At 50.9% G+C, this 10,909-nt stretch carries 11 protein-coding genes; 9 read left to right on the plus strand and 2 right to left on the minus strand.

What is annotated here, in order from left to right; genetic code table 11:
• Window positions 1-18 precede the first annotated feature (18 nt).
• The gene (locus tag QEH59_RS11970; RefSeq protein WP_308985611.1) at window positions 19-663 is read right to left on the minus strand and encodes a nucleoside/nucleotide kinase family protein; all 645 of its coding nucleotides are present in this window, start codon (window positions 661-663) and stop codon (window positions 19-21) included.
• Between the two features lie 69 nt (window positions 664-732).
• Here QEH59_RS11970 and QEH59_RS11975 point away from each other — a divergent pair, with 69 nt between their 5' ends.
• Together QEH59_RS11975 and QEH59_RS11980 are read left to right on the plus strand one after the other, a co-directional pair.
• Entirely contained in the window at window positions 733-1,698 is a 966-nt protein-coding gene (locus QEH59_RS11975; RefSeq protein ID WP_308985612.1) for a sulfotransferase family protein, read from the plus strand.
• Between the two features lie 22 nt (window positions 1,699-1,720).
• On the plus strand, window positions 1,721-2,800 hold the full coding sequence (locus QEH59_RS11980; RefSeq protein WP_308985613.1) for a glycosyltransferase family 2 protein: 1,080 nt from the start codon (window positions 1,721-1,723) through the stop codon (window positions 2,798-2,800).
• 513 nt (window positions 2,801-3,313) lie between these two features.
• Here QEH59_RS11980 and QEH59_RS11985 read toward each other — a convergent pair.
• Window positions 3,314-4,024: a sulfotransferase domain-containing protein gene (locus QEH59_RS11985; protein ID WP_308985614.1), complete on the minus strand. Its 711-nt coding sequence runs from the start codon at window positions 4,022-4,024 to the stop codon at window positions 3,314-3,316.
• Window positions 4,025-4,278: 254 nt separating this feature from the next.
• Here QEH59_RS11985 and QEH59_RS11990 point away from each other — a divergent pair, with 254 nt between their 5' ends.
• The 7 genes from QEH59_RS11990 (at window position 4,279) to QEH59_RS12020 (ending at window position 10,378) form a co-directional block, all read left to right on the plus strand.
• Window positions 4,279-5,406 carry a glycosyltransferase family 4 protein gene (locus QEH59_RS11990; protein WP_308985615.1) on the plus strand — a complete coding sequence of 376 codons (1,128 nt, stop codon included), beginning with the start codon at window positions 4,279-4,281 and terminating at the stop codon, window positions 5,404-5,406.
• A 36-nt stretch (window positions 5,407-5,442) separates the two neighbouring features.
• Window positions 5,443-6,285, plus strand: coding sequence for a lipopolysaccharide core heptose(I) kinase RfaP (gene rfaP / locus QEH59_RS11995; RefSeq protein ID WP_308985616.1), 843 nt, complete (start codon window positions 5,443-5,445; stop codon window positions 6,283-6,285).
• A 53-nt stretch (window positions 6,286-6,338) separates the two neighbouring features.
• Window positions 6,339-6,923, plus strand: a complete 585-nt coding sequence (locus QEH59_RS12000) for a D-glycero-alpha-D-manno-heptose-1,7-bisphosphate 7-phosphatase (protein WP_308985617.1) — start codon at window positions 6,339-6,341, stop codon at window positions 6,921-6,923.
• A gap of 139 nt (window positions 6,924-7,062) precedes the next feature.
• Window positions 7,063-8,067 (plus strand): ADP-glyceromanno-heptose 6-epimerase, encoded by a 1,005-nt coding sequence (rfaD, locus tag QEH59_RS12005; protein ID WP_308985618.1) that lies wholly within the window; start codon window positions 7,063-7,065, stop codon window positions 8,065-8,067.
• 171 nt (window positions 8,068-8,238) lie between these two features.
• Entirely contained in the window at window positions 8,239-8,736 is a 498-nt protein-coding gene (locus QEH59_RS12010; RefSeq protein WP_308985619.1) for an adenylyltransferase/cytidyltransferase family protein, read from the plus strand.
• 4 nt (window positions 8,737-8,740) lie between these two features.
• Window positions 8,741-9,307, plus strand: a complete 567-nt coding sequence (locus QEH59_RS12015; protein ID WP_308985620.1) for a D-sedoheptulose-7-phosphate isomerase — start codon at window positions 8,741-8,743, stop codon at window positions 9,305-9,307.
• A gap of 96 nt (window positions 9,308-9,403) precedes the next feature.
• Window positions 9,404-10,378 (plus strand): bifunctional heptose 7-phosphate kinase/heptose 1-phosphate adenyltransferase, encoded by a 975-nt coding sequence (locus QEH59_RS12020; RefSeq protein WP_308985621.1) that lies wholly within the window; start codon window positions 9,404-9,406, stop codon window positions 10,376-10,378.
• Window positions 10,379-10,909: the final 531 nt, after the last annotated feature.

The raw sequence follows: 10,909 nt of genomic DNA on the forward strand, positions 1-10,909 counted from the left end.
AGCTAGATACAGCACAGGCTAACGGTCTAATATAAATGCTTCATTAAATTCCGGACAATAACGATAAGAATCCGTCGAGACATCCAGTCCACAATGCAGTGCCCCTACAAAATCACTGACATACTGATTCCAAGCATTATAGAGTGCTCGCAAACAAGAAGCATTGCCCGTCGAATCGCCATACATGGCAACCATATGAAAGGGCAACACTCGCCTCTGTTGCAGCTGTGAACGCAACATAAAACGACGGAACAATTCTTCCCGAGGTAGGAACAACGTAAGAACATGTAAATGGCGCGCACAGTGCAAATAGCGCAGAGCCTCCCAACTACGATATCCCTCAGCAGCAAATGAAGTCTCCAACTGCTTCGCATCAAAATATTTATTACAGTGAAATGGTTGCATCAGATCCACATGTAAGACGACATCACCTAAAGCTTGACCGTGGTATTTCGGTAGCTCCGCCATATCCATAGATACTGGCGCATTCAACAAAGCATGCCATGGCTCTGGCATCGTTTGAATATCCAAATGTCGCGCGACTGCCTTCAAGAAAGTCGATTTACCACAAGCGGGGGGACCAGCCACGACATATAGACGCTCAATACTGTCAGGACCGCCCAATACCTTGGGACCTCTGCGTTTAAAGTTGAATATATTCACATAAGCTGATCTATCGCACATGGGCGATATTGGAAGCTATTTCCCGCACCACCGCAGTATCTACCATACATGACTCAACCTATTTTCATCCTGTCACTTCCACGCTCGGGTTCAACCTTACTTCAGCGAATGCTACTCGCTGATGGTGAATGCGCCACACTCGGCGAGACCAGCCTACTCTTAAGATTCCTGGGAGATGCCCATCAAGTCACCCGCTATGCAGTCTACCGTGAACACAATATTGAGATCTCGAAAAATGACATCCGAGCTAAATGGCCGGGCTTTGATGCTGCATATCGCGCAGGCATTCGGGATATCATGTCTAAAATTTACAAGGAACTCGCAGCAGGCAAACGATACTTCATCGATAAGACCCCTCGCTACACCTTGATTCTGGACGAAATCTACCAAACGTTCCCGGACGCAAAGTTCATCGTATTATGGCGTCATCCACTCGCAGTTGCTGCTTCGATCTGCACATCATTCCATCACAACATTTGGAGCCTACAAGATTTCGAACTCGACTTAACAGTGGGCCTGGACCGCTTATATCAATTTCAAACTCAAATGCAGGATCGCGTCTGCTCGATTCGCTATGAAGACTTAGTGCAGACTCCCTTGGACGTGCTGAATAAACTTGAAGCTTATCTGGGCCTGAAAAATTTAAGTCAAGTCTTGGAAAAAGAACTGCCCAGCGAAACTGGAGGTCGCTTGGGAGATCCAACTGGAGTCGGCAAATACCAGCATATCTCTTCAGCCAGCCGCGATACTTGGGCCGAGCAATATAACAACTGGTTTCGTATCCGTTGGGCAAAACGCTATTATCAGCATACGCGATCCACCTGGCTGAAAGAAATGGGCTATACAATCCCCGATACAATCCAAACAGCCAGCCGCGTAAAAAATTGCCTACAAGGAGTGATTGAACTCCAAAAAAGCCAACAGCTGAAAGCTGATTATAAAAAACGTATCGTCAAAGCGATGGCCAAACGACAGATCTATCCGCATGCAATACAACTTCAGAAACTTAAGTAACCAAGGCCACGTTTAGAATCCGATGAAGCCAGTTTTACCAATCACAGCCATCGTCCCTTCCTTCAATTGCGTCGGGCGTATCAACAGCCATCTGGATGCGATGATGAACTGGCTAGAACATGTAGCCGAAGTGATTGTGGTCGATTCTTATTCAAAGGACGGCAGCTATGAACGCTTACAGCAAGCACTCAGCCCGTACCCACACGTGCGGTGGATTCAATGCCCCCCCGGCTTATATCAAAGTTGGAACCGCGGCATCCATGCCGCGACCCAGCCTTACTTATATTTCTCTACCATTGGCGACACCATCACGCTGGAAGGACTAGAACGTCTCTATCACTACATCCATAATGAACAACTCGATGTAATAGTCAGCCCTCCCCGACTGGTTGCCGACAACACGGTCAAAGATGCCAAGCCCTGGCCAATCCACGAAATCATTCAAGCATATCAACTCAATCAATTTACCAGAATGCCGCCCAAACTGGTGGCCTGCCTCTCACTCTACTACCTACAAAGCTCGCTACTGGGCAGCAGTGCTAGTAATCTCTACAAGACACAAACACTCCAAAAATCCCCCTTCCCTACCGATCATTCCAGGACGGGAGATAGCGCCTGGCTAATCAAACAGGCACCCCACATTCAATTCGGCCTTTTACCGGATTGCTACTCGACCTTTCTAATTCACGAACAAGAGAATAACTCAACTAAGAACAGAGGTAAAATCGCACGACTTCAATGTGCACAACTCGCCTACGAAACTTATATCGCACTCACGGGCATTCCCCCTGCTGATTGTAAAGAAATCGCGCAAAACCTCTGCCAATTCGAAGACCAGCCCCGCTCCGGAAGCTTACTCAAAAACTACTCCAAACAAGCTAAGGCAAGCGCAAATACAGCCCAAAAATTGCTGTTATTATGTCTGATCGACAGCATGAATCTGGTATATCACAAACAACGTTTTAATCAGTACAAAAGACGTATAGGTCCGCTACGCTATTGCTATCCCAAGGCCCTCTATCATCGACACATCCGCAAGCGTATTAAGGCTCAACTAGTGACTCGACTCTTGAATAAGACAGTGCTCGATACAATCAGCTAAAGCGACCGCATTTAACGCATGGAATCTCTCCGGTTCAGAGAACCGAAACTAGTGAGGACTGTGAGGGAAGCGTGCCAGGCAGGGTGACCTCATATGGTAGGGCGTGCTCGCCGAGCGCGCCGTTCGCCAACTGAATTCAAAAGCCTTGATCATCACCTACGCCTAGCCCTCACCTAACGGAAGCGGACGGATCGGCGATCCATCCCTACCTAAAGAGTCAGATAGATTAATCCAGTTCACAAAAATGCTCTAAGAACCGAGGCGACATCGGGATTGTCAGGGAAGGCGTGCCAGGCAGGGTGACCTCATATGGTAGGGCGTGCTCGCCGAGCGCGCCGTTCACCAACTGAATTCAAAAGCCTTGATCATTACCTACGCCTAGCCCTCACCTAACGGAAACGGACGGATCGGCGATCCATCCCTACCTAAAGAGTCAGACAACTTAATCCAGTTCACAAAAATGCTCTAAGAACCGAGGCGACGGCGTCGAACAAACTGCAGTCGGCTGGAAGGCTACAGGTAACCGGTTAATTTTAGGTGATCTGTCATCTGCGTTTGAATGATTGCCTCAATCTCAGGCGTCGCATGCTCCGCCCAATTACCAGCGGTTCCATTGCGTCCGTGAGAAAATTTATCGGTTTCCCCTGGTTCTCGCCCAAAGCTCTTCTCGAAAGAACTCTTCTGAATCGCCTCATTCAGTCGTTTGTAATTATATCGATACTGCAATTGATCGAGAATCTCAAACAGCAACGCTCCCTGAGATTCAAATATCGTTTCGTATTTATACACTGGAACGCCCGCATCCACCCATGAACGTTGAGCATTCATGATACGATCCGCTTTCGTCTTAAAATATAATTCCAAGCCCTCGGCTTCAGACATGCCTTCCAACACCTTTCGACGCTGTTCAATACTGGGCGAAAGAATATGCGAATAGCGATGCGAAAAATAAAGTGAGACCATGGTATCACGTATGTCCCGTATCACATAAAAACACTTCGAATCCGCCGAAGGCTTCGCCTCAAGGAATGTGTTATAATCAGCGAAAATGGCTGCATAAATCACATCGGGCTGACATTGAATCCGTGCGTAATCTGAACCTATACGATCTGCCACATTCTCGCGATACGCCTTCTTCAATATCTTATAAATCCATGAAGAACCTGCTTTTGCATGCGTGACATGATATAGGCAGGGCTGTTTTTTTCTTAAAAAATTAAACATATATTAACACATTAACTATAAATAACTTATAAATACAAATCGTCTGGATCAACCAAAGCCGTTCCTGTTTATAGCTCAAATACTAAAAAGCTAAACGAAAAAGCAGTTGCATCAGCTGAATCGTTGCTCTGACGAAAAAGTTCTAATATTTATAATGTTTAGCCATTCACCAATGTAGAGCAAAACTCAGGAGCCGTCTTTCACGCGCCCTTTTAGAGTTGCCCGTCATTGCCGCTTCTGAGTTTCATGCTTACGTGAAGATCGGATTCGTACTCAATGACTATTATCCCTTCGGCGGTCTGCAAGAAGACTGCTTGGCGACAGCTAAGGCCACGCAACAGCGTGGCCATGAGGTCCACATCTTTACCCGCAGCTGGAAAGGCGACAGGCCCCCAGAAATTGTCGCTCATTTATTCGGCAAAAAAGGTTGGAGCAATATTGCGCGCAACAGGCATTTTTTTAAAGCACTTCAGAGCGAGCTTCCGAGTCATGGTCTGGATGGACTGGTGGCATTCAGCCGTATCCCCGCCCCCGACATTTATTTTGCTGCTGATCCTTGCTATGTGGAACGCGAGGCCCGCAAACCCTGGTGGCACAAGTTCACACCTCGTTATCGGCACTACAGTCAATTAGAAGAATTGCTCTTCGCGGGCGAACACGCCACAGAAACGCTCGTCTTAACCGAAAGAGAGATCAAATTCTTTAATCAACATTACGGCACGCCCACCCAACGCTTTCATCTACTCCCCCCGGGCGTGGCTCGCAATACTGCCTCGCCAGCCGAAAGTAGATCCAAACGAACGTCACTGCGCCAAGAGCTCGGCACTAGCCATGACGCAACCGTCGCACTATTTCTTGGTTCTGGCTTTCGAATCAAAGGACTGGATCGCGCCTTACGCTCGATCGCAGCAAACCACGACAGCATACAGGACTTGGAATTCTGGATTGTCGGCAGTGGCAAGCCCGCTGGCTTTCAAAAGCTAGCCCAATCGACTGGTGTAAGGGTGCGTTTTCTCGGCGGGCGCGCCGATGTCGATCGTTTCTATGATGCCGCCGACTTTCTCCTACATCCAGCCTACAGTGAATCCGCGGGTAAGGTTCTGCTTGAAGCGCTCACGCATGGCTTGCCCGTATTGACCACCGATACCTGTGGCTATGCACCCCACATTATCAAGGCTCAGGCTGGTCAAGTGATCTCCAGCCCGTTTTCGCAGCAGATTTTGAATGACAGTGTACGGCATTTCATACAAGACACCGCTACACGACAAGCGATGAGCCAGAACGCACTGGCCTATTGCGCCTCCGAGGACTTATACAGTTGCCATCAATCTGCGGCCCAAATCATCGAAAAAATTCTGCTCAAAAAGACGAATAAGTGCTAAACCAGCCGATCCCTTACCATCAATCCTAATCCCCAAATGTATCTCGAGCTCACAGACGAACTCCGCAAGGCGCTGCCGCCAGGCAGTGATCCCTTCGAATGGTTCTTACTCGGTGGCGGCGAAGTGCACCGTGAGGTCAAGAACCGCCTCACTTACGAAACACAGCTCGGCGAGCTCCATTTCTATGTAAAGCGTCACTTGGGCTGCGGATGGCGGGAGGTGTTCAAGGAATGGTATCGCCTGCGCAAACCGGTCGTAAGCGCCCGCACCGAATGGGAAGGCGCAGAGACTCTGGCAGCCGCCGGCGTGCGCGTGCCCAAGGTACTAGGCAAGGGCGAGCGCGGCCGCTACCCTGCCAGCGTCGAGTCCTTTGTCGTGCTCGAAGCTCTGGAAGACTGTGAAACGCTCGAACATTTCAAACCAGGTTGGCTGGATTTCCAAGACCTCAACTGGATCCATCTGAAACGGGCCTTAATTGATGAAGTCGCAGCAATGGGACACAGTATGCATGCACAAGGCATCAATCATCGCGATTTCTATCTGAACCACTTTCTCATCAACCGTGCCAGTATCCGCAACTGGACGGTCGGCAAAAGCATCCCCTTGCATCTGATCGATTTACACCGCGTGCAGCAACGCCTCGAAGTGCCGCGGCGCTGGCTGATAAAAGATCTGGGGTCTCTGATTTTCTCCGCACTGGATGTCGGTCTCACATCATGCGACTGCGCTCGCTTTTTGCGTCAGTACCTAGGCGCAGATTGGAAAAACTCCGTGCGCAATAATCAGGCGCTCTGGCAGGCCATCCTCAAGCGAGCCATCAAACTCTACAAGCGCTTCCATGGTAAAGCCCCCGTGCTACCAAGTATCTTAAAATTGTAAAAACCGTAGCGCCCTCCCATCTCAAGTCTCAGTCCTCAGCCCTCAGCCCTCCCATGGATAACGTCTGGCTCAACCCTCACTATGCTGCTAGCACAGCAACACCTGCCATTTTCGCGGACCGCGACGGCACGCTAATTCGGCATGTCGATTATATCGACGATCCGGCCAAGCTTGAACTGCTACCAGGAGTTCGCGAAAGTGTGCACCGCTTACTCGACGCAAACATTCCATTTTTCATTCTCACCAATCAATCCGGAGTCGGGCGGGGCTATTTCCCAATCGAGCAGGTCCACGCATGTCAAAATAAACTGTTCGAACAACTCGCAATCGAGCCAAGCGATATCGCGGGCTGGTGCATCGCACCAGAAGCGCCAGGCACCGAAGGTGGCTATCGTAAGCCCTCGCCGCGTTTCATTCAGGAAGCTTGTGCTCACCTACAACTCCCCCCCCGCCAATGCCACATGATCGGCGATACACGAGTCGATCTCGAGACCGCCTGGCAAGCAGGTGCCCACGCCTGGGCAGTGGCCTGTGGCAAACCGCAACTACCGCAGCAAATCGCTGCTGGGGAAATCACTGGCCCACATACACTTTGTAAGGACTTTCCCGCTTGCATCGACGCCATCTTGTCCGCTTGACGCTGAACATAGTTTTGAGCGACAGTGTATTTGACGTAGGGGCGCGACTTGTCACGCCCGCCGAGAATCCGCGCCGAACTTCCGCGGGCGTCACAAGTGAAGTCCCTACAATTGAACACCACATCCTACACATTTCTTTATGAGCACAGGCAAATACACACTCGTCACCGGCGGCGCAGGCTTTATCGGCAGCGCCCTCATCCACGCCCTCAATCAAGCTGGCAACAGCGACATCGTCGTATCCGACATTCTTGGAATGGACGAAAAATTCAAAAATCTGGTTTCACTCCGCTACGCCGACTATATAGAAGCCGACGACTTAATCGAACTGGCTGAAGATGAACCTGAGTATTTCGACCAATTTGATACCATCTATCACCTGGGTGCATGCTCCGCGACCACAGAGCGTGACGCCAGCTACCTGATCCACAACAATTACGAATACACCAAGATACTGGCGAGCCTAGCGATCCAAAAGGGCATACGCTTCGTTTACGCCTCCAGCGCAGCCACTTACGGAGACGGCAGCCAGGGAATGGACGACACTCTCGAAGATCTTCACACCCTGCGCCCGCTGAATATGTATGGCTACTCCAAACACATGTTCGATTGCTACGCACAGCGCATGGGCTGGTTGGATCAGATCGTCGGACTCAAATACTATAACGTGTATGGCCCCAACGAAGGACACAAGGGCGACATGCGTAGCCTCGTCAATAAAGCCTACGAACAAGTCACGGACACCGGCGAAATCGGCCTCTTCAAGAGTTATCATCCCGACTACACCGACGGCAATCAAATGCGCGATTTTCTCTATGTAAAAGACGCCGTAGCCATGACTCTTCACCTCGGGAACACACCAACAGCCAACGGCCTGTTTAACCTCGGCACTGGCGAGGCCAACACCTGGAACACCCTGGCCGAAGCGATCTTTGCGGCCCTCAATCTCGAGCCCAACATCAAATATATCGAGATGCCCGAGCAACTTAAAGGAAAGTATCAATACTACACCTGCGCCAATACCGACAAACTGAAGTCCACCGGCTACGATACCTCCGCCTGTTTCACCCTCCAAGACGCCGTCAAAGATTACGTACAAAACTACCTGGTGCCCGGCAAACACCTCGGACAGGAAGAGGTTTGAGGTAAGAGACTTGAGAGAGACATAAAGACTATGAAATCTCAAAATCACTCACCCAACCGATCTGGAATGAAGCCGATGAACTCATACGTAACTTTATAACGATCTCTCAAAATACAGAAAAACGTAAAGACTCAAAAAAATAACCTCTCCGCCCTCAACTCTCCCAAAGCAATGCACCTACCCAACCCAAAATGGCTCTCACTGGACGACGCCATCGTCGAACGCCAGCGACAACGCGACGCAGGCCACACCATGGTCATGACTAATGGCTGCTTTGATCTGCTCCATGTTGGTCACATCTCCTATTTAAAAGCATCCAGGGACCTCGGGGATCAGCTATGGGTCTTAATTAACAGCGACGAAAGCGTTCGCGCATTAAAGGGCCCTACCCGCCCGATTGAGAGCGAAGCGGAACGTGCCTACTGCCTCGGCGCACTCAGCTGTGTCGACTATGTGGTCGTGTTTAATAACCCTCGATTAGTCACTGAAATCAAGCAACTACAGCCCGACATCTACACCAAAGCAGGTGACTATACGCTGGATACCCTGCATCAGGGCGAACGTGCAGCCTTCGAAGCCGTAGGCACTCAAATTCAATTCCTCCCCTTCCTTGAAGGCTTTAGCACCACGAAAATGATCGAAAAGATCCATAAAGCGGGTTCACTCTAATAGCATGTCTCTAGTTCAAAAAGATTACTTAGCTCTCAAACAATGCGTCGCAGACGTCGAGCCACTGCTGCCGCAGATCGAATCGGCTGGCCAATTAATGGTAGAGCGCCTGCGCCAAGGCCATACCGTTTATGCCTGTGGTAACGGTGGTAGCGCGACAGATTCCATGCACCTGTGCGAAGAACTCATCGGTCGCTACCGCGGCGAACGCCGTCCCCTACCTGCAATTTCGCTCAACACCGACACCTCCGTGCTCACTTGCATCGCCAACGATTACGGATATGATTCCATCTTTTCCCGCCAGATTGAGGCGCTCGGCAAAACAAAGGACATTCTGGTCGGCTTTTCCACCAGTGGAAACTCTGAGAATATCCGCCAAGCCTTCAAACAAGCACAAGCCAACGGTGTCACCACCATTCTACTGACGGGCAAAGACGGCGGTGTAATCCGATCCCTGGCCGATCACTGCATCATCATCCCCAGCGACAACACCGCACGCATCCAAGAGCTGCATACATTTATCCTACACGCATGGCTCGAACTGGTAGAAAACGAAGACTGGACTGCATAAACCTTCCTCATCATACGTAGGGGCGCGACTTGTCACGCCCGCCGAACTTAAGAAGCCGCTCAACTGCGGGCGTCACAAGTGACGCCCCTACAATTTATGCCACTCGACATCGCCAGCATCCTCGCCCGTTTCAGCAAATTAAATATCGTCGTTATCGGCGACATCATGCTCGACCACTACATCATGGGCGATGCCACCCGCATCTCGCCCGAAGCCCCAGTACCGGTTGTTTCCGTCGCTCGTGATACCTATGTGCCTGGCGGTGCCGCGAATGTGGGCAACAACTTTGCCGGCCTGGGCGTGCCCACCACCTTAATCGGTTCCTATACTGACGACCCCGAAAGTAAACTGCTAAACGATGTGCTCCAACAGCGACAGATCCAGTTATCCCCACTCGGAAAAAGAGACGGTGCCACCACCATCGTCAAAACTCGCGTCGTGGTACAACGACAACAACTCTGCCGCATCGACCGCGAAGCCAAACCAGCCGCCTATGCCCTCGACGCACAGCTACAATCCCCTGAATTTTTAAAACTTATTCAACAAGCCGATGCCATACTCTTCTCCGACTATGCCAAAGGCGTGATTAACGACGCGCTGCTACACACCGTGCGCACTACCGTGGCCCAATCGAGCAAGGCGCCGCTCTTGGTCGTAGATCCCAAGCCCAAGCGTCACTTGAACCTCAGTGGCATGACCGTGATGACCCCCAACCGATCCGAGGCCCTGCAAATGGCCGGCTTCGATAGCAGCCCTGACGCTGATTTTGACGACGAAGCCGTTGCCGCAGCCATTTTCCAAGCCTATAATCCCGAAAAGCTAGTCATCACCCTAGGTGCCGATGGCATGCTCTTAGGCGAACATGGAAAAATCATCGGGCGCATCGCCACCGAAGCACAGGAGGTATTTGATGTCTCTGGCGCAGGCGACACCGTGGTCTCGGTGCTCACCGCAGCACTGGCCGCCGGCGAAAACTTGCTCGATGCCGCCACACTCGCGAATAAAGCCGCTGGCATAGTGGTCCGCCACCTAGGCACAGCTCCGATCACTCAAAAAGAGCTACTCGCCTAGCGCTCACCTAACGGAAGCGGACGGATCGGCGATCCATCCCTACCTAAAGAGACAGACAGATTAATCCAGTTCACAAAAATACTCTGAGAACCGAGGCGACATCGGGATTGTCAGGGAAAGCGTGCCAGGCAGGGTGACCTCATATGGTAGAGCGTGCTCGCCGAGCGCGCCGTTCACCAACTGAATTCAAAAGCCTTGATCATTACCCACGCCTAGCGCTCACCTAACGGAAGCGGACGGATCGGCGATCCATCCCTACCTAAAGAGTCAGACAGCTTAATCCAGTTCACAAAAATACTCTGAGAACCGAGGCGACATCGGGATTGTCAGGGAAGGCGTGCCAGGCAGGGTGACCTCATATGGTAGGGCGTGCTCGCCGAGCGCGCCGTTCGTTAACTGAATTCAAAAGCCTTGATCATTACCGTAAGCGTCCGAGGTTCTGCCCTTATTTAGATGTAGACATGGCTAGAGTTCTATCCAATCCGATGGGATTCGATGGATGTCTATAGAAGCTGATAAGCTTCTATAGAG

The sequence above is a fragment of the Thalassobacterium sedimentorum genome (assembly GCF_031127905.1).
Classification (GTDB): Bacteria; Verrucomicrobiota; Verrucomicrobiia; order Opitutales; family Coraliomargaritaceae; genus Thalassobacterium; species Thalassobacterium sedimentorum.